The sequence below is a fragment of the Candidatus Eremiobacteraceae bacterium genome, from assembly GCA_035314825.1.
In the GTDB taxonomy this organism is placed as follows: Bacteria; Vulcanimicrobiota; Vulcanimicrobiia; order Eremiobacterales; family Eremiobacteraceae; genus JAFAHD01.
This window is the reverse complement of the sequence record DATFYX010000002.1, coordinates 67269-86282: the sequence shown is the minus strand read 5'-3', so window position 1 is coordinate 86282 and position 19014 is coordinate 67269. Positions and strand designations below refer to the sequence as shown.

Below are 19014 nucleotides of genomic sequence, written 5' to 3'. Positions count from 1 at the left end.
CGGTGCAGTCGAACGCACGCCCGATGGCAAATACCATTCCTCCGCGCGACGCACATCACGCTCGTCAGTTCGAGGAGCCTCCTTCATGGCCGTTGACGCCCAGCCGATCGCCGCACCGCCGAACGCATTCGATGAACTCATCCGCGCCGTCGGCGACCGGCGCGAACAACCGCGACCGTGGCTCGACGCCGCGACGTATCCGTGGGCGGAGGAAGATTTCTCGTCGCGCTACGTGCGGCGCGCCAATTACCAAGCGCTGTACGGCATGCAAGAGACGGGCGACGAAGTCGAGGAGATCATCAACGCGTTGCGGCCGCCCGCCAAAGCGCGGCTGCTCGACCTGTGCGCCGGCAACGGACGCCACGCCATCGCGATGGCGCTGCGCGGGTATAAGATGACCGGCATCGACCTCGGTCCGGGCGCGGTCTCGCTCGCGCGCGACACGGCGCGCAATCTCGGCCTGGGCATCGACTTCCGCCAGCTCGACGTCTTGCACATCTCGTTCGAGGAGACGTTCGACGGCGCATACCTGACCTGCGCGGGCGTCTCCGACTTCAGCCCGGCCGATGCGCGCGTCATCTTGCAGCTCACCGAGCGCGCGCTCGTCCCTGGCGGCCTGTTCGTCGGCGAGTACTGCGAGCCGGAGACGCAGCGTCGCGGCGAGGCGCGCGGCTGGCAGTTCGTGCAGGCCGACTCATCGCTGTTCCTCGACGTGCCGCACCTCCAGCTCGACGAGCGCTTCTACGACCCGGCCACGTCGGCCCAAGTCGAACGCGCTTACGTCGTGCCGACCGACGGACGCACGCGCGAATTCACGCGCTGCCGGCAGTACTACACGGAAGCGGGCATCCGCGATCTGCTCGAGTCGGCGCGCTTCGAAGTGGTCACGCTGGCGCCGGGCAGTGCACCCGGGCTGCGCAAGGTCGTCGGCAAGAAGTCCTAACGCGTCACCAGCGGGTTGGGATACGACGAGTTCAGATACTTGAACTCGCCGCCGCCGTACTGGTAGAAGTACAGGATCGGGTTGGCGACGTCGCCGCCGCGCACGAAGCTGTAGCTGCCCAGAATCGTCTGGAACGAGCCGATCTGCAATTGGCGCATGATCGCGAGTTTGTCGCCGCTGTGCGCCTGCTGGCTGGCGCCGATCGCGATCTGCGCCGCGACGTAGCCCATCAGCGCGAACGAGGTGACGCGCCCATAGTGCGCTTGGTATTCGCGCACGAACAGCGTGGCCGACGGCACGAATTGGATCGGCGGCACGCACGAGCTGACGATGAGCGATTCGGCGGCAGGGCCCGCCGCCTTGACGGCGCGGTCGTCGTACAGCGCTTGGGTGCCCAGCACCGGCGCCGTCACGCCGGCGGTGCGCAGGGCAGCCAGGACAGTGCCCATGTCGGCGCCGTTGCCGGTCAGGTAGACGACGTCCGGCGCGTACGCGACCACGTCGGCGACGACTGCCTTCACGTTCTTGAGATCCGCTTGGACGGAGAAATCCTTGGCGGCGAGCTGCTTGCCGGCCGACGCGTAGTCGACGAAGCCGCCGCCGGCATCGATGCCGTAGTCCGTCTGCTCGTATAGGACCGCGGCTTTCTTGGCGTGGAGGGTGCGTTCGGCATAGCGCGCGGCTTGCTGGCCTTCGACGATGTCGGTCGGGCACAGGCGGAAGACGTTTTCGTCGCCCGTGCGGGTGAGCTGCGCGAGCGGTGACGTGGGGATGATGAGCGGCATATCCTTTTCGTGGTAGATCGGCAGCGAGAGGAACGTCTCTTCCGCGCCGACGTGACCCACGACGACAGCCGTCTGCGGGTCCACCATCGAGAAGTCAGCCTGCTGCTGCGCCACGCCCGGATCGCCCTGGTCGTCGAACGAATGGAAGACGTAGCCGAAGTCGGCTAAGTTGCGCTTTTCGTTCCATAGATCGATCGCGAGGTTCATGCCGTTGGAGAGCTGCAGCCCGTAGGCTTTTTGGTCGCCGGAGAGCGGCGCGACGAGCGCGATGCCGACGACCTTGGCGTACGGCGGAAAATCCGCCAGCGCGGGTCCCTTGACGAGGCCTGCGGCGAAAGCGGCGAGAGCTGCGGCGGCGAGACGCCTGAGGAAGACGTGGCGCATCGGATCCTTTTCTATCACGAGGAGCCTGGCGGCAGCTGCGCGAGCACGAGCGATGCGAGCGTCGTCACCAGGAAGATGACCGAGAAGGTCATGTTGGCGTTGAAAACCGCCGCGTTGAGGGCGAATACGTCGCCGCTGCGGCGGTCGATGAGGAAGACTTCGTAGCCGACCAGCACGATTCCGGCGGCCAGCCCGAACCAGTACAGCGGATGGGCGTGCACCGCGAAGCCCAGCCAAGCGAGCAGCACGAGCATGATGCCGTGCAGCACGAGCGGCAAGCGGCGTCCTGTGTGCGTGCCGAAGCGAGCGGGGATCGAGCGGATGCCCTCGCGCACGTCGAAATCATAATCCATCAGCGCGTACAAGATGTCGAAGCCCGCGACCCAGAGCGTCACCGCCAAGAACAGGATCAAGGCCTGCCACTCGAACCGGCCGGTGACGGCCAACCAGGCGCCCAGCGGCGCGAGCGCGTCAACCGCGCCGAGCAAGAAATGCACGCCCCACGAGAAGCGCTTGACCAGCGGATAGGCGACCAGCGCCAGCGCGCCCAGCGGCACGAGCGACAGGCACAGCGGATTGAGCTGCCATGCGGCGAGCGTGAGCAGGGCGACGCCGATGACCGTCGCCCAGATCATCGTGGCCGGGCGCAGCTCGCCGGTCGCCAGCGGGCGAGCGGCCGTGCGCGGGTTGCGCGCGTCGATGCGCGCGTCGAGCAGGCGATTCGCGGCCATCGCCGCGGTGCGCGCGCCCAACACGGCCAGCGTGATCCACGCCAGCGTGCGCAGTGACGGTATGCCGCCTTGCGCCAAAAGCGCGCCGGCATACGCGAAGGGCAGCGCGAACAGCGTGTGTTCGGGTTTGATGTCGCGCACGAAGGCGCGCAGCCTGTTCATGTGCGCGGCTCCGGTGCGGACAGGCCATACTCGGCCCAGCGTCGCGTGACGAGCGCTTTCACATCGTCCGACATGATGATGTCGGGCGGCCACTGCCGCATGTAGCCTTCGTCAGCGCCTTTGCGGGTGGCGTCGATGCCGAGCTTCGTGCCAAGCGACGGCAGCGGCGCGGCGTGATCGAGCGCGTCCACGGGACCGGGCGCGAAGACCAGATCGCGACCGGCATCGACGTTGTTGAGGGTCACCCAGGCGACGTCGCGGACGTTCTGCACGTCGACGTCGGCGTCGACGACGATGACGTTGCGCGTCAACATCATCATGTGGCCCAACCCCCACAGCGCGTACATCACCTTCTTGGCCTGGCCGGGATAGCGCTTGCGGATCGACACGATCACGAGGTTTTGGAAGCCGCCCTCGACCGGCAGATTGTAGTCGACGACCTCGGGCAGCATCTGTTTGAGAATCGGTAAGAATAGCCGCTCCGTCGCCTTGCCCAGCCACGCATCCTCCATCGGCGGCTTGCCGACGATCGTGGTCACATAGATGGGATCGCGCCGGCGGGTCATGCAGGTGACATGGAAGACCGGATAGTCCTCGGCGAGCGAATACACGCCGGTGTGGTCGCCGAAGGGACCTTCGCGGCGCAATTCGTCGTTGTCGACGTAGCCTTCGAGCACGAAGTCGGCATCGGCCGGCACGCGCAGATCGACGGTCTTGCAGGCGACCATCGGCACCGCCCGGCCGCGCAAGAAACCGGCGAGCAGCATCTCGTCCAGGCCTGACGGCAGCGGAGCGCTCGCCGCGTACGTCAACGCGGGGTCACCGCCGAGCGCGACCGCGACCGGCATGCGCCGGCCCGGCCCGGCCGCATCTTGATGTTCGCGCCCGTGTTTGTGGCGCTGCCAGTGCATGCCGGTGGTGCGGGCGTCGTACACCTGCATGCGATACATCCCGACGTTCTGCTCGCCGGTCTGCTCGTTCTTCGTGAAGACGAGCGGCAGCGTGATGTACGGACCGCCGTCCATCGGCCAGCACGTCAGCACCGGCAGCTCGCGCAGGTCTACCTCCTCGTCCTGCGCGACGACCTCTTGGCAAGCGCCCGAGCGCACCGTCTTGGGCGCGATACCCAGCAGCTCGCGCGCCTCGAAGAGTTTGGAGAGCGCCCCGGACGAACCACCGGGCTTGACGAGCTCGAGCAGCTTGCCGACTTTCGCGCCCAATTCGTCCAGCGTGCCGACGCCGAGCGCGCGCGCCATGCGTGCCGGCGACCCGAAGGCGTTGATCAGCAGCGGAAAGCGCGATCCCTTGACGTCGGAGAACAACAGCGCCGGACCGCCATCGTCTCGCTTCATACAGCGGTCCGCGATCTCGGTGATCTCGAGGTGCGGATCGACCTGGGCCTGGATCTCGCGCAGCTCGCCCGCGGCGCGCAGGGCGTCGACGAACGATCGAAGGGTGTCGAACACAGCACCGCTTGTTCTTATCACGCACCGCGAAACACTTCGGCCGCGACGAAACGCTTCGCGATAGGTCGCAGTGCAAGCGCATAAGGATGTCGTCCGGAGGCCTCCCTTATTCGTCTAAGAGCTGAACCGGTATGACAGCGTTTTGGACCGCAATATGGGACACAGATATGCCTTGGGAAACTGTCTTGCAATTTACTGTCAGCCGGGTTATGATTAGCCGGTAAACAGTACGGTGGCCTACAAAACAACCGTGCGTACCCATTTCAATCAGGGGCCTAGACCAGATGCTTCAAGTAAAACTAACCGACCTCGGCAATGAGACCGCAGCGCGCGTCGCTTTGGTCGGCGACCTCGACGACGCGGGCGGCAAGCTCGCGCGCCGGCAATTGGCGCGCGCCGTCCAGGGTGGGCGGATCAATCTCACCATCGACCTCGATAAGGTGGGCGCGCTCAACTCGGGCGGCCTCGCGGCGCTGATCGCCACGCTGCGCCTCGCCCGCAACCGCGGCGGCGACGTCCGCGTCCAAGCTTCGCAGCCGCACATCCGGCGCGTCATGGAGCTCACCGGTTTGTCCCGTGTGTTCCAGCTGGCGTCAGCCCCCGCGATGGCGAGTGCATCGGCAGCCTAAGCGGGATCTCCACGCGTGCGGGAAGCGGCCTCCAATGACCGCTTCCCTTCGTTTTTTCCGGGCAAATTAGGAATCATGACAGTCAGAGCGAAACGACACCGGTCTGTGAACGCTATCATCAGAATGGCGGCCAGCGCGACGGCCGCGACGCTCATCGCGCTCGCGATCGCGGGGGTTTCACCGTCGCGCGCCGCTGCGGCGCCAACGCCGACCCCGACTCCGTCGCCCAGCGCGTCGCTCCTGCCCCTGGGCCTGCAAGACGCGATCTCGATGGCGCTGGCCAACAATTTGACCTATCAAGCCGCCGCACAAGACGTCAAGATCGCACAGGCCCAGCTCATCCAAGCGCGCGGCAACGCGTTTCCGTCGGTCTCCGCCGGCTATTCCTACGTGCACACGCAGGATCCGGCGTTTTTCTTCATCCCCGTGCCGCAGCCGAGCGGCCCGCCGGTGCTGCAGAAGAGCCTGTTCTCAGCCACCAACACGAACAACGTCAATGCGACGCTGCAGTACGCGATCTACACCGGCGGCGCGGTGCAGGCCGCGATCGGAGCGGCTGCGGCCAACTACTCCGGCGCGCAGAGCGAATACGCCGCGGCGCGCGACGACGTCATCACGCAGACGACGGACGCCTACTTCGCGCTCGCGCTGGCGCAGCGCAACGCGACGATCAGCGACGAAGCGGTGGTGCTCGGCCAGCAGAACCTGACGACGTCGCAGCAGCTGTTCGCCGCAGGAACGGCGGCCAAGGCGGACGTGCTGCGCCAAGAGGTCGCGCTGGCAAACGCGCAAGTCGCAGCGGTGCGCGCCCACAACTCGGCCGACCTCGCCAATGCGACGCTCGCCAACGTCTTGAACATCGATCTGGGCAGCAGCATCAACCCGACGCAAAAGCTCGAGATCAACCCGCCTGCGTACAAGCTCGCAGACCTGCTGCATGACGGCCAGACGCGCCGCCCAGAGATCGCAGCCGCGATCGACGCGGTCACCATCGCCGAACGTTCGGTGCAGGAGGCGCGCTCGGGAGCCCTCCCGATCGTCTCGCTCGGCATCTCCGAGGCTTCGAGCAAGCCAAACTTCATCAACGTGCCGCAGCCGCAGCTTTCCGAGACGCTCGCCGCCACCTGGAAGCTGTTCGACGGCGGCCTCACGCACGGCAAAGTCGCGCAGGCCAACGCCGACGTGGACAAGGCGAAGATCAACCTTCAGGAGCTGCGTAACAACGTGGATCTGCAGGTGCGCCAGGCGTATTTCAACTACGTCGCCGCGCAAGCCGCGGTCGGCGCAGCCAACTCCGGCCAGGTCTCAGCGGCCGAAAGCCTGCGTGTGACGCAGCTGCGCTATCGTTCCGGTGTGGGAACCGCGCTCGATCTCACCGATTCGCTGCTCGCCTTCGCGCAGACGCAGGTGCAATACGCGACCGCGCTGGCCGATCAGAGCACCGCGTTGGTCGAGCTGCAGCGAGCCGCAGGCCTGCTCTAGGAAGCGACCGGGGTTAGGGCACCGACAGCGATCGCGTCAGCTGGACGCCGACCGGCGATCCCGCGGGCACGTGGAAGTCCGACTTGTTGTTGGAGCTGAGCAGAAAGCCGGTGGCCGCGCCGACCGCGCCGCCTGCGCTCCCGCCGAACAGCGCTTTGCCCGCCCAGTTGCCCAAGAACATGCCGCCGGCCGTGCCGAGCAGCACGCGGCCCCTCTTATCCTTCTGCGGATCGAGGTGGTTGACGACTGCGCCCAGAGATTCGGACGAGCCGTTCGAGAATCTGATCTTGTCCAAGATGATGGACAGTTGCGGATTCGTGCCGCGCCCGCCGGGAACGACGCTGCCGACGTGACCGTAGACGGTCGCGCCTGCAAGCGCTGAGATCCCGTTCGGGTACGGTCCGACTACCGTGATCGAGACCGGCTGGCCCGCGTACGAGCTTTTCGTGTCGAGCGCGACGTTGAGACTGCCGTTGAGCCCGGAGCCCGACGGCACCGTCTGGCTCGCGAGCGCAGCCATCGGGCCTGCGAGCGCGAGAGCGACCAACGCCGCCACAACTCCGCTCGATCTGTATGGCAGCATTGGTCTTCCCTCCCGAAGGATCTAGTGCTTGGCCGTTTCTGCCGCGTGTTTGCGCGTCAGGTTGATGCGGCCCTTTTCGTCGATCTCGCGCACCTGGACCACGACCTCGTCGCCGATGTTGACTTCATCTTCGACGCGATTGACGCGATGCGGCGCGAGCTGCGAGATGTGCACCAGGCCTTCTTTGCCCGGCAATATCTGCACGAAGGCGCCGAAGTTCATGATGCGCTTGACCACGCCGGTGTAGACCTCGCCGATCTCGACGTCCTTGACGATGTCCTCGACCATGCGGCGCGCTTTCTCCGCCGACGCCGCATCCGGCGAGGCGAGGAACACGCGGCCGTCGTCTTCGATGTCGATCTTGGCGCCGGTCTCGGCGACGATCTTGTTGATGATCTTGCCGCCGGGGCCGATCACGTCTTTGATCTTGTCGGGATGGATCTCGAGCACGATCATGCGCGGCGCGTACTTGGACAGTCCGCGGCGAGGTGTCGCGATCGCCTCCTTGAGCTTGCCGATGATGAACAGCCGGCTCTCGTGCGCCTGCGCCATCGCCTTGCGCATGATGTCGATCGTGACGCCCTGCACCTTGATGTCCATCTGCATGGCGGTGATGCCGTCGACGGTGCCGGCGACCTTGAAGTCCATCTCGCCCAGCGCATCTTCAAGACCTTGGATGTCGGTGAGGATGCCGGGGCGGCCGTCCTTGAGGATGAGTCCCATGGCGACGCCGCCGACGTGCTTGGCAAGCGGCACGCCCGCGTCCATCAGCGCCAGCGTGCTCGCGCACACCGAGCCCATCGACGACGAGCCGTTGCTCTCAAGCGTTTCTGAGACCAGGCGCAGCGTGTACGGGAAGGCCTCAGGCGGAGGCAGCATCGGCGCGATCGAGCGCTCAGCGAGGCTGCCGTGCCCGATCTCGCGCCGGCCGGGTCCGCGCATCGGGCGCGTCTCGCCGACCGAGTACGGCGGGAAGTTGTAGTGGTGCATGAAGCGCTTGAACGACATCGGCGCAAGACCGTCGATGCGCTGCTCGTCCGAGAGCGATCCCAACGTCGCGGCGGTGAAGATCTGGGTCTCGCCGCGCGTGAACAGCCCCGATCCGTGCGTGCGCGGCACGACGCTGGTGCGACAGCTGATCGGGCGCACTTCGTCGAGCTTGCGGCCGTCGGGGCGCAGGCCCTCGTCGACGACCATCGTGCGCAGTTCGTCCTCTTCGCGCGCTTTCACGCACTTGTCGAAGTCGCGGTTCTTCGGATCCTCGAGCATCGGCCGGACGTGCGGCTCGAGCTTATGACCCGCGACGCGCGCCAGCGCTTCGGCGCGGGTGATCGCGTCGAACGCGCGGCTGCGTTCTTGTTTGCTGGTGATGCGCATCGCGCGCGCGATATCGGCGCCGAACACGCTGTCGACGAACTGGTGCATTTCGGCCGAGGGAAGGAACACGGGGAACTCGCGCTTGGGCTTGCCCGCTTTTGCGGCGAGCTGGCGCACGATGCCGAGGATCTCGACGACGCGCGCGTGCCCGAACTCGACTGCGCCGAGGAACGTCTCTTCCGAGACCTCCTTGCCGCTGCCCTCGACCATCATGACGGCGTTGACCGTGCCGGCGACGATGACGTCGACGATGCTCTTCTCAAGCTGCGCGGGCGTCGGATTGACGACGTACTCGCCGTCGACCATGCCGACGCGCACGCCCGCCACCGGCTGCTCGAACGGGATGTCCGAAACCGCAAGCGCGGCACCGGCCGCGACGAGCGCGACGACGTCGGGATCCACTTCCGGATCCACGGACAGCGTGGTGATGATGATGTGGATGTCGTTGCGGAAACCGTCGGGGAACAGCGGGCGGATCGGCCGATCGATCAGGCGCGCGGTGAGCGTCGCCTTCTCTGAGGGCCGGCCTTCGCGCTTGATGAAACCGCCCGGGATCTTGCCGGCGGCATACATGCGCTCTTCGTAATCGACCGTGAGGGGGAAGAATTCGATACCCTCGCGGGGGTTGGGGCTTGCGGTGACGGCTGCGAGCACGCAGGTGTCTCCGTACCGCACAAATGCGGAGCCGCTGGCCTGGCGCGCGAGCTCACCGGTTTCGATGGTAAGCGTGCGCCCGCCCAGCTCCATGCTGACGGACTCTGGCAAAGGGAACTCCTTTTAGTTTGCCCGCGCTCACAGGCGCGAGCGTTGTGTGAAACGCTTTTGATATGACGCTTTGCTATTTCTTAATGTTCGCCGGATATCCCTGGGCAGGGCATCCGAGCGGACCGAGGCCTGCGCTAGTGACGCAGGCCCAATTCGTTGACGATCTTGCGGTAGCGTTCCAGATCGGAGCCCTCGAGATAGCGCAGCAAGCGGCGCCGTTTGCCGACCTTCATGAGCAGGCCGCGCCGGCTGGCGTGGTCTTTCTTGTGCGTCTTGAGATGCTCGGTGAGGTCGTTGATCGATTCGGTCAAAAGGGCGATCTGGACTTCGGGCGACCCGGTATCGTTGTCTTTGCGCTTGTGCTTATCGATGACCGAGGTCTTATGTTCTTTTTTCAATGCCATGCTGTGATGGGCTCCTTGCACTCACATTCGCCCGCGGATCAGCTCTTGTCTTGGTCGCATTTCATCCGACCGCGCCGACACCGGGGTACAGCGCACAGGATACCATATCGCGCAAAGCCCCGTCAAACAAAGGCCTGAAGGAACGGGACGTCGCGGGTAACAATGCGCGCCTCATGAGACGAAGCGCGCTCATCGCGGTCCTGCTCGGCTTGCTTTTAGTCGCACCGGCGCACGCCCAACCGAGCAGCGGTCAAAACGGGTACTATCCGTATCCCAGCTATCCCAGCTATGCGCTGCTCCAGGCGTTGACGGCGGTCCAAAACCTTGGGGCCGGTGAAGTCGGCCAAGTGCAAGCGTGGGTCCGCCAAGGCGGGTTCCAACCTCCCAATCCGGTCTTCACCAACGTCGATCAAGTCGAGGCGCAGATCGCAGCGATGTCGCCGCCCGATCGCAATGCGATCGCCACGTGGCTCAACGGCGGCGGCCGCGGCGCGCTCTACGCGCGCAACGTCACCGACGCTCAGATCGGTCCGTGCAAATTCCCGATCGATCCGCCGAGCTGCTCGTCGGGATCGCCATCCGGCCCGACGCCGAGCCCCGACTGGCGCAACATCCCGTTCGCGCTGGCACCGGGCGCCAATGACGCGAGCGGCATCGCCATCGACGGCGGATTCTCCGTCGTGAAGAACGACGGCACGGGTGAGGTGCACTGTCTGACGTTCCGCAACACCGCGCAGAGGACGGCCGTGAACGTCACCTTCGTCTATCAGATCTACGGCACGTCGGACAATCTGCTCAACAACGGCGTCAACATGCGCTCGGGCACGTTCTCGTCGGGCATCACGATCGCCGGACCGGCGGCGTTCTCCGACTATCAGACGCTGCGCGGCGGCGTCGGCAATAAAGATGCGTTGCAGAACTGCTGGTCGCAGACCTCAGGGCTCGCGAGCATCGCGTTCTTGCAGGCGAATTACATGACGATCCAGGTCAACGCCGTCAAGTACGACGACGGAACGTCGTGGCCGGCGGCGCATCAGTGATGCGTCACGACAAGCACGGGCACGGCGGCGCTTCGTAGCACTCCCTCGGCGGTGCTGCCAAGGAACGCATGCGCGATGCCGCTGCGCCCGTGCGTGCCCATGACGATCAGATCCACTGCCTCGGCTCTGGCTTGCGCCACGATGAATGGCACGGCGTCATCTTCTGCGCTCATGCCGGTGGCCGCGACGCCCGCGTCCTTTGCGACCGTCATGGCGGCCTCGAGAAGTGCCGCCACGCGTTGGCTCGCTTGCGCCACCGCCGGGCCGGTGTCGATCGCCGGCTGCTCGGCGGCGTGAAGGAGCGCGACGGTCTCGAGCGCATGGCAGAAGACGATGCTGGCGCGCTGGTCCTTCGCGACGGAGACGGCCAGGCGCACGGCGGCGCGCGACGGCTCCGAACCGTCGATAGGCACCAATAGTTTGGCGAAGATCATGTCCTCCCCGACTTCGCGCCAAAAAAAAGAAGCCCCGCGCCATGTGGCTTGCGGGGTCCCGTGTAGCGGTCGAATTTATTCGACCGACGACTAGTTACGCGGTAGCAGGAGCACCTGGCCAGGGCGGATGCGATCGCCGGCCTTGAGGTGGTTGAGGCTCATGACGTTGTAGGCCAGCTCGTTGACGTCGCTGCCGCTGGAGGCCCGCTTGGCCACCAGGCTCCAAACCGTATCGCCGTGGCCGACCACCACCTTGTCGTAGTGCGCCGGGCTCGACGTATAGACCTGAGACGCCCACACCACCGGCAGGGCGAACACCAGAACGAGGGAGAGAAGTTGTATGAAGGGAACGAGCGTGACCCGCGTCTTGCGGCGATAAGTATGCATCAGAGCTGTCCTCCGAGCCAGCTTGGCTCGAACATATGTTCTAGTGCCATATTACCGCCCTGCGAAGTATAGTGTCAAGGTTTTTTCGAACAAACGTTTGCATTCGCGCCGCGGGGTATGCTAGAATCCGGTTACCGTCGTTCGGGTGAGCCTTCGACGGATGTCTTTGTCGCCTATTGTCCCGCAAGGCGGCTGATCAGGGAAAGGGCTTCTCGTGGATCGCAAGACGACACCGCGTCAACAGGCCATCCTGGACGTCATCAAAGAGTTCCAGCGCGAGCACGGCTACCCGCCGTCGGTCCGGGAGATCGGCGAGCGCGTCGGCCTCTCCAGCAGCTCCACCGTCCAAAGCCACCTGCGGACGCTGCAGCGCAAAGGCCTCATCCACCGCGACGCCACCAAGCCGCGCGCGCTGGTCACCGGCAGCGAGGTGTCGCGCGACGTCGTGACCTTGCCGCTCGTCGGCCGCATCGCCGCCGGCCCGGTCGCCACCGCGAACCAAGACGTCGAAACCGAGATCGTGCTGCCTTCCAACCTTGCCGCCAAGTCTGGTTCGTTCATGTTGCGCGTCAAGGGCGACTCGATGGTGGACGCGGCGATTCTCGACGGCGATCTCATCGTGGTTCAGCCGCAACAGGTCGCGGACAACGGCGACATCGTGGTCGCGATGGTCGAAGGTCCCGGCACCGAGGGCGAAGCCACCGTCAAGACATTCTATAAGGAAGCGAATCGCGTCAGGCTTCAGCCGGCCAACAAATACATGGAGCCGATCTACTCGGACAACGTCCAGGTCATCGGCAAGGTCTCGGCGGTCATCCGCAAGCTGTAAATCGGTCGCCGGTCGTCGGTCGAATAAATTCGACCGCTGCATAGCTGTCGTAAACGGTGGTCTGCCTCACAAGGCAGGCCATCTCGCATTTGTACGGTGAAAGACAGACCGCATGAAGCCCAGGATCGCGATCGCGGTCAGCGCGTCTGAGGTCGACGCGCCCGACGCACGGGCCAAGTATCGCTTTGCGATCGAGCAAGCCGGGGGCCAGCCCGAGCTTGTCGCCCCGCCGCATTTCATCGCCTCGGTGCCCGATCTCATCGAGCGCTTTGACGGCGTGCTGCTGCCCGGCGGTGCGGATGTCGCGCCGGCGCTCTACGGCAGCCGCGAACATCCGTCCGTCCAGCCGGCGCCCGAAGGCACCGATGAGTTCCAACTCGAGGTGGCGCGCGCGGCCAAACGCGCGGGCATCCCGCTGTTTGGCATCTGTCGCGGCATGCAGGTCATGAACGTCGCCTTCGGCGGCACGCTGTACGAAGACATCGACGACCAATACGCGGCGCCGAACAGCTTGCGGCTGCGCCATAGCCAAACCCCCGATCACGCGCGTGACGAGACGACACATGTGGTCGAGATCGTCGCCGGATCAGCGCTGGCGGAGCTGGTCGGCACGACCACGATGGCCACCAATTCGCTGCACCATCAAGCGGTGCGCCGCGTTCCCGCCGGCTTGCGTGCGGTCGCGGCCACGCGCGACGGCATCGTCGAAGCGGTCGAAGCGACCGATGCGCGGGCGATGTGCATCGGCGTCCAATGGCACCCTGAAGAGCTCGTGCGGCGCGACGAGCCGAGCCGCGCCCTGTTTCGAGGCTTTATCGCGGGGGCCGCACAGCGGGCGGCGCGCCGGGCCGAGCGCGCATCGTAACGGGCCGCGGCAGGTGAAGACCTCCGCGCTGCGCGGACTCGACGCCGCCATCGCCGCGCTTGAAGCGCGCATGCTACCGCGCCTGCAGCGCGCGGCGGACGAGCCGCACTTCGCGGCGGTGCGTGCCGCCATCCAGCCGGCGTTTTGGGTCATGGCAGCGGCCACGATCGGGGCCTACTTCTGGATACCGCCGCACCCGATGCAGTGGCACGAGGCCGAACTCTTCGCGCGCTTTCTCGATGCCTATCATATCGGCTTCGGCGCGATGGGCGTCGCGCTCGCGTTGCTGCTGGCCAACAACTTGGCGCTGCGCTTTCGATACGACCGCATCCCGGCCGTCATCCTCACCGCCCTTGCGTTCGTGCTGTCGCTGCCCCGGCCGGTGCCCCTCTCGCCCATCGTGCTGCTGGGCACGCTGTCCGCCAGCAGCCTCTTCCTGGCGATCATCGTGGCCAGTATCAGCGGCGAAGTGATGCGTTTGATCTATCGTGCGGTGACCAGCCGTCCGATCGCGGCGGCGCTCTCCGGCTTGGTGGTCGTCGCGATCTTCGCCGGCATCGCCGTTGTGCTGGCGCCGTCGCACCAGAGCATGGCAGACGTGCTCTTGGCGTCGGTGAAGCCGCTCATCGGAGTCGGGGACACGCTGCCGGCCCTGTTGCTCGTCGTGTTCTTGCAGGTGCTGCTGTGGACCGCGGGCGTGCACGGTCCGGGCTTTCTCGCCGCGTTGACAACGCCGGTCTTTCTCGGCGCGATCGACGCCAACAGCCAAGCCGTGCTCCATCACCAAGCGCCGCCGCACATCGTGACGATCACGCTGTTCCTGTTCTTTTTCCCGGGCGGCTCCGGCGCGACGCTGTCGCTCAACCTGCTGATGCTGTTCTCGCGCATCCCTCGCATCCGCAGGCTGGGATTCGCATCGCTCCTGCCGAGCATGATCAACGTCAACGAGCCGCTCATCTTCGGATTGCCGCTGGTGATGAACCCCAGCCTGACCATCCCGTTCATCGGCGTACCGCTCATCCTGGCGACGGTGACCTATCTGGCGATGTACTTCGGGCTGGTCGCCAAGACGGTCGTCTTCCTGCCGAGCGCGATCCCGGCGCCCATCGGCGCCTGGCTCACGACCAGCGGCGACTGGCGCGCCGTCATCCTGGTGCTGGTGAACATCGCGATCTCGCTTTTGCTCTACGTACCGTTCTACCGCGCGTTCGAAGAGACGCTGCGCGCCAAGCCTGAAGAAGAAGCGCAGCTCGTCCAGGCCGCCGAGGCCATCCGCGAGCATGAGCTCGAGCTCGAGCGGCATCCGGAGAGCGCGCCGTGAGACGCGCGCTGGCCGAAGCGGCAGGCAGGCTCGACATCCCCGAGCCTATCATCGAAGCAGGAGAGGCTGCGCTCGACGACGTCGCAGGCGCATGGCGCGAGCGCGAAGCGCGCGGGCTGGCGGTCGGCGCTAAGGTCATCGCCGCGTTCATGCGCGCCGGCATCGACGATTCGCATCTGGCCGGCAGCACCGGATACGCGTACCACGATCGCGGCCGCGAGGCGTACGAAGCGCTGCTCGCCGACGTGTTGGACGCTCCGGCAGCGCTCGCGCGATTGCAGCTTGTCAGCGCGACGCACGCGATCATCGCGACGCTGCGCGCGCTGCTGCCGCGCGGCGGCACGTTGTGCTCGCTCACCGGCAGGCCGTATGACACGTTGCGTCTGGCGATCTCCGACCACCCAGAGGGATTGGAGCGTGCCGGCGGCGTCCAGTACCTTGAGGCGGCGTGGACGACAGGCGGCACGCCGCGCGCCGAAGACGTCGCCGACGCGTTGCGCCGCGCACCCGACGTCGCGTTTATCCAACGCTCGCGCGGCTACGCCGTGCGCCCGTCGCTTTCGGTCGCGCAGATCGGCGCGCTCGTCGAGCTGGTGCGCTCGCATGCGCCGGGCACGACCGTCGTCGTCGACAACTGCTATGGCGAACTGGTCGAGCTCGAAGAGCCGACCGCCGTGGGCGCCGACGTCATCATCGGTTCGTTGATCAAGAATCCGGGCGGCGGCGTCGCGACGACGGGGGCGTACGTAGCCGGACGCGCAGACATCGTCGAGCGAGTCGCAAACCACGTCTTTGCGCCGGGCCTCGGAGATGCGGTCGGCCCGACGCTGGATACCGCGCGCTGGTTTTTCGCCGGCCTGCACCGCGCTCCGCGCGCCGTCGTCGAGAGCCTCAAGACCCTCGATTTCGCGGCGGCGCTGTTCGCGCGGCTAGGCTTTGCCGTGGATCCGCTGCCGGGCGCGCCGCGGACCGACATCGTCCAAGCGATCCGGCTCGGCAATGCCGCGCGTCTGGAGGGCTTCGCGCGCGGCTTGCAGCGGATGCTGCCGGTCAACGCGCGTGCCACGCCGCAACCGGGAGCGGTGCCCGGGTATGCGGATCCGGTGATCATGGCGGGCGGCGCATTCATCTCGGGGTCGACCCTCGAGCTGTCGTGCGATGCGCCGCTGCGCGAACCGTATGAAGTCTATCTGCAGGGCGGCATCGACGCCTCGCACGGCGTCCTCGCGACCATGAGCGCGGCTGCGGGCGCGCTCGCATAAGAGGCCTTGCGCCACCACGAACGAGAATATGCCCGCATGACCGGTGACCTGCATAGGCGCCAATACGTCCGCGTTCCGGTGTCGCTGCCGGTCGAGTTCTCGCTCGAGGGCGACGCGACGGCGCGCTCTGGCTCAGTGTTGGATCTCGGCGCGGGCGGGATGCGTCTGGTGGCGCCGACCGACGTGCCGCCACGCGCGACGCTTGACATCAAGTTCCGTCTTCCCGGGCACGACAGCGCCATCCGCCTGCGCGGACGCGCAGTGCTAAGCGCGTTCTTGGGCGCCGAGAAGACCTTCCATCATGGGATCGCGTTCACGTCCATAGATCCAGAAGACCGGCGAGCGATCGCCGACTTCGTGGACGCCAACGTCCTACCGAAGACCTGATTCGCCTAAAAAGCCGTAGAAATAGTACTCGGTGCCGTCCGTCATGGTGAGGACGACGCGCGTCTCTTCATAGGAAGCCCGTGCCACGGACTTCCCAGGCATCGTGTCCAGGATGCCTTGCGCGAACACGCGCTCCGCTTCACGCAGAGCGTCCGCGTCTATGTCGACCAGCTCCGATTGCAGATTCTTCACGCCTGAGTTGTCCACTCCAAGATTGCTCCGGCTGTAGAGTCGGTGCCGGCTGCCGCCTGCTCTCTCGGCGGCGCCTTCATATATGTATCATCGGCCGTCCGCAGGGGGCACTTGAGCCGTCAAAGCGTCATATCTTCGGTGTGACGACCCAGGCGGCGCGCCTGTTCGGCGCGGGAGAGGCATGCCAAACCCTCGAAAAGCGGGCGCCGGCATGTACGCGATCGAGGCGATGAACGGTCCGCTCGACGGCCGCCAATGGCGATTCGAGCAGCGCATAAGTATCGGCAGAGATGCCGACGCGGTTCAGGCCGTCGTGCCCACGGACCGCACAATTTCACGTACCCATGCCGAAGTGTGCGCTGACGTCACGGGCTTGCGCCTCACCGATCTGGGCAGCAGCAACGGCACGTTCATCGACGGACGGGCGATCGACGCAGGCGTGATGATCTCGGCCGGGCAGCCGTTTGTGGTCGGGCGCACAATGCTGCGCGTCCTCGAATTACCAGACCCTCGCTGACCGCGTGCACACGGCCGCAAACGTAGCGGACCTGCGCCGGATGCGCCGCGGCATGCCCGCGCCGGTCGGATTCGTGCCGACGATGGGCGCGCTGCACGCCGGCCACGTCTCGCTCGTCGAGCGGGCGCGGCGCGAATGCGCATCGGTGATCGTATCCATTTTCGTCAATCCGCTCCAGTTCGGCCCCGCCGAGGATTTCGACCGCTATCCGCGCACGCCGGAACGAGACGGCGCCGTGCTGGACCGCGCCGGCACCGACCTCGTGTTCGCGCCGTCGCACGACGAGATGTATCCGCCGGGATCGCAGTTCACGGTGACGCCCGGCGCGCTGGCCGCGCGCTTGGAAGGCGAACGCCGGCCCGGCTTTTTCGGCGGCGTGGCGACCGTCGTCCTCAAGCTGTTCAACATCGTCGCGCCCGACGTCGCGTACTTCGGTCAAAAAGATGCGCAGCAGCTTGCGGTGGTGTCGCGCATGGTCCGCGATCTCGACCTGCCGGTGCGCATCACCGCCTGCGCGACGGTGCGCGAAGCCGACGGGCTGGCGCTGTCCTCGCGCAATGCGTATCTAGACGCCGGGCAGCGCGCTGCCGCGCCGCGGCTTTACGCCGCGCTGACGCAGGTCGCGCGATCGCTGGAAGCGGGCGAACGCGACGTCGAGCGCGCCGTGGCACAGGCGGAGGCGACGCTGCCGCCCTTGAAGATGGACTACCTGGCCGTCGTCGATCCGGCGGTCTTCGAGCCCTTGCGCACGGCGCCGCAAGACGCCGGTCTGCTCGTGGTCGGAGCGGCCTTCGCCGGCCCGACCCGCTTGATCGACAACATGGAAGTGCACACGCCCGCACGATGAGCCGAACACCTTCGAACGACCTTGCCGGCACCACGCTCCTCGTGGGCGTGTGCGGCGGTATCGCGGCCTACAAGTGCGCGGGCGTCGTCAGCGCGCTGCGCCAGGCGGGCGCCGACGTGCACGTCATCATGACGCAGTCCGCGACCAAGTTCGTCGCGCCGCTGACCTTCCAAGCGCTGTCGAACCACGACGTGCACACCGACATGTTCGCGCAGGACGCGAGCTGGGACATCGCCCACATCGGCTTGGTACGCAAGAGCGCCCTCATGCTCGTGCTCAACGCGACCGCCAACACCCTCGCGAAACTCGCGCACGGTGCGGCAGACAATCTGCTCACGACGGCCGTCCTCGCCACGCGCCGGCCGGTGCTTATCGCGCCTGCGATGAACACCGCGATGCTCGAAGCGGCACCGACGCAGGCGAACATCGCCGCTCTGCAGGCTCGCGGCATGGAGTTCATCGAGCCGGGCGCAGGATTCTTGGCGTGCGGCGAGGTCGGCAGCGGACGCTTGGCCGACGACGGTGAGATCATCGAAGCCGTGCGGCGCGTTCTTGCGCGCACCCGCCAGCTCGAGGGCCAGCGCGCGCTCATCACCGCCGGTCCAACGCGCGAGTTCGCCGATCCGGCGCGCTTCTTGTCCAATCCGTCGAGCGGTCGCATGGGGTATGCGCTCGCCGCCGAGGCGGCTGCGCGCGGCGCACGCGTGACGCTGGTCAGCGGTCCGACCGAGCTGCGCGAGCCGGCCGGTGTCGAGCTGATCCGCGTGACGAGCGCCCGCGAGATGCATAACGTCGTGCTCGAGCATCTGCCCGGAACGACGCTGTTCATCGGCGCCGCCGCCGTCGCCGATTTCCGCCCCGAATTCGTCGCCGCGCACAAAGCGAAGAAGGATGCCGCCGAAGCGGTGATCCGTTTGCAACGCAATCCGGATATCATCGCTGACGTCACTGCCGCGCGCCCGGCCGGCTGCATGGTCGTCGGCTTCGCCGCTGAGTCGGAGCGCCTCGAAGAGAACGCACGCGAGAAACTGGCGCGCAAGCATCTCGACCTCATCGTGGCCAACCGGATCGACGGTCCTGGCGGCGCGTTCGGCGCGGCCGACAGCGAAGCGACGATGCTGTGGGGTGCGGACGGGCGCGAGCGGTTGGCGCGCGCGCCGAAGGCCTCGCTCGCCGCCGCGATCCTCGACCGCATCGACGCGCTGCGGAGCGCGACCTGACG

Annotated in this window: 21 protein-coding genes; 12 read left to right on the top strand and 9 right to left on the bottom strand. The window is 66.3% G+C overall.

All coding sequences use genetic code 11. The features are described from left to right. The first annotated feature begins 85 nt into the window (after positions 1-85). Positions 86-943 (top strand): class I SAM-dependent methyltransferase, encoded by an 858-nt coding sequence (locus VKF82_01410; protein HME80714.1) that lies wholly within the window; start codon positions 86-88, stop codon positions 941-943. Here VKF82_01410 and VKF82_01405 read toward each other — a convergent pair. Genes VKF82_01405 through VKF82_01395 form a run of 3 tightly spaced genes read right to left on the bottom strand, consistent with a single transcriptional unit; the run spans position 940 to position 4471 of the window. Then, positions 940-2112: a branched-chain amino acid ABC transporter substrate-binding protein gene (locus VKF82_01405; protein ID HME80713.1), complete on the bottom strand. Its 1173-nt coding sequence runs from the start codon at positions 2110-2112 to the stop codon at positions 940-942. The two genes, VKF82_01410 and VKF82_01405, sit on opposite strands and share 4 nt — an antisense overlap. A 14-nt stretch (positions 2113-2126) precedes the next feature. Continuing rightward, positions 2127-3005 carry a UbiA-like polyprenyltransferase gene (locus VKF82_01400; protein ID HME80712.1) on the bottom strand — a complete coding sequence of 293 codons (879 nt, stop codon included), beginning with the start codon at positions 3003-3005 and terminating at the stop codon, positions 2127-2129. Beyond that, positions 3002-4471, bottom strand: a complete 1470-nt coding sequence (locus VKF82_01395; GenBank protein HME80711.1) for a menaquinone biosynthesis decarboxylase — start codon at positions 4469-4471, stop codon at positions 3002-3004. The genes VKF82_01400 and VKF82_01395 overlap by 4 nt, the downstream gene beginning before the upstream one ends. Before the next feature lie 284 nt (positions 4472-4755). Between VKF82_01395 and VKF82_01390 the strand changes: the two genes are divergently transcribed. Beyond that, positions 4756-5100, top strand: coding sequence for an STAS domain-containing protein (locus VKF82_01390; GenBank protein HME80710.1), 345 nt, complete (start codon positions 4756-4758; stop codon positions 5098-5100). A gap of 105 nt (positions 5101-5205) precedes the next feature. Then, entirely contained in the window at positions 5206-6582 is a 1377-nt protein-coding gene (locus tag VKF82_01385; protein ID HME80709.1) for a TolC family protein, read from the top strand. Positions 6583-6595: 13 nt separating this feature from the next. Here the strand turns inward: VKF82_01385 and VKF82_01380 are convergent, their stop codons facing one another. The 3 genes from VKF82_01380 to rpsO form a co-directional block, all read right to left on the bottom strand. Then, a complete protein-coding gene (locus VKF82_01380; GenBank protein HME80708.1) occupies positions 6596-7165 on the bottom strand; it encodes a hypothetical protein in 570 nt (189 codons plus the stop codon). A 21-nt stretch (positions 7166-7186) separates the two neighbouring features. Then, positions 7187-9307, bottom strand: coding sequence for a polyribonucleotide nucleotidyltransferase (gene pnp / locus VKF82_01375; GenBank protein ID HME80707.1), 2121 nt, complete (start codon positions 9305-9307; stop codon positions 7187-7189). A gap of 134 nt (positions 9308-9441) precedes the next feature. Continuing rightward, positions 9442-9711 (bottom strand): 30S ribosomal protein S15, encoded by a 270-nt coding sequence (gene rpsO, locus VKF82_01370; protein ID HME80706.1) that lies wholly within the window; start codon positions 9709-9711, stop codon positions 9442-9444. Between the two features lie 173 nt (positions 9712-9884). Between rpsO and VKF82_01365 the strand changes: the two genes are divergently transcribed. Further along, the gene (locus VKF82_01365) at positions 9885-10751 is read left to right on the top strand and encodes a hypothetical protein (GenBank protein ID HME80705.1); all 867 of its coding nucleotides are present in this window, start codon (positions 9885-9887) and stop codon (positions 10749-10751) included. Here VKF82_01365 and VKF82_01360 read toward each other — a convergent pair. Next, positions 10745-11185: a universal stress protein gene (locus tag VKF82_01360; protein HME80704.1), complete on the bottom strand. Its 441-nt coding sequence runs from the start codon at positions 11183-11185 to the stop codon at positions 10745-10747. The two genes, VKF82_01365 and VKF82_01360, sit on opposite strands and share 7 nt — an antisense overlap. Before the next feature lie 90 nt (positions 11186-11275). Then, entirely contained in the window at positions 11276-11572 is a 297-nt protein-coding gene (locus VKF82_01355; GenBank protein HME80703.1) for a LysM peptidoglycan-binding domain-containing protein, read from the bottom strand. A gap of 214 nt (positions 11573-11786) precedes the next feature. On the opposite strand from VKF82_01355, the gene lexA reads away from it, so the two are divergent. From lexA to VKF82_01330, 5 genes are all read left to right on the top strand, one after another. Beyond that, complete coding sequence (lexA, locus tag VKF82_01350) at positions 11787-12401, top strand: transcriptional repressor LexA (GenBank protein ID HME80702.1); 615 nt, start codon at positions 11787-11789, stop codon at positions 12399-12401. 112 nt (positions 12402-12513) lie between these two features. Then, complete coding sequence (locus VKF82_01345) at positions 12514-13266, top strand: gamma-glutamyl-gamma-aminobutyrate hydrolase family protein (protein ID HME80701.1); 753 nt, start codon at positions 12514-12516, stop codon at positions 13264-13266. Positions 13267-13279: 13 nt separating this feature from the next. Beyond that, positions 13280-14587 (top strand): PTS transporter subunit EIIC, encoded by a 1308-nt coding sequence (locus VKF82_01340; protein ID HME80700.1) that lies wholly within the window; start codon positions 13280-13282, stop codon positions 14585-14587. After that, the gene (locus VKF82_01335; protein HME80699.1) at positions 14584-15849 is read left to right on the top strand and encodes a methionine gamma-lyase family protein; all 1266 of its coding nucleotides are present in this window, start codon (positions 14584-14586) and stop codon (positions 15847-15849) included. Before VKF82_01340 ends, VKF82_01335 begins: the two co-directional genes overlap by 4 nt. Before the next feature lie 36 nt (positions 15850-15885). Beyond that, entirely contained in the window at positions 15886-16236 is a 351-nt protein-coding gene (locus tag VKF82_01330; protein HME80698.1) for a PilZ domain-containing protein, read from the top strand. Here the strand turns inward: VKF82_01330 and VKF82_01325 are convergent. Beyond that, positions 16222-16443: a hypothetical protein gene (locus VKF82_01325; GenBank protein ID HME80697.1), complete on the bottom strand. Its 222-nt coding sequence runs from the start codon at positions 16441-16443 to the stop codon at positions 16222-16224. The genes VKF82_01330 and VKF82_01325 overlap by 15 nt on opposite strands. A gap of 166 nt (positions 16444-16609) precedes the next feature. On the opposite strand from VKF82_01325, the gene VKF82_01320 reads away from it, so the two are divergent. Genes VKF82_01320 through coaBC form a run of 3 tightly spaced genes read left to right on the top strand, consistent with a single transcriptional unit; the run spans position 16610 to position 19012 of the window. Continuing rightward, positions 16610-16945 (top strand): FHA domain-containing protein, encoded by a 336-nt coding sequence (locus VKF82_01320; GenBank protein HME80696.1) that lies wholly within the window; start codon positions 16610-16612, stop codon positions 16943-16945. Positions 16946-16949: 4 nt separating this feature from the next. Continuing rightward, the gene (gene panC / locus VKF82_01315) at positions 16950-17792 is read left to right on the top strand and encodes a pantoate--beta-alanine ligase (GenBank protein ID HME80695.1); all 843 of its coding nucleotides are present in this window, start codon (positions 16950-16952) and stop codon (positions 17790-17792) included. After that, positions 17789-19012 (top strand): bifunctional phosphopantothenoylcysteine decarboxylase/phosphopantothenate--cysteine ligase CoaBC, encoded by a 1224-nt coding sequence (gene coaBC, locus VKF82_01310; GenBank protein HME80694.1) that lies wholly within the window; start codon positions 17789-17791, stop codon positions 19010-19012. The genes panC and coaBC overlap by 4 nt, the downstream gene beginning before the upstream one ends. Positions 19013-19014: the final 2 nt, after the last annotated feature.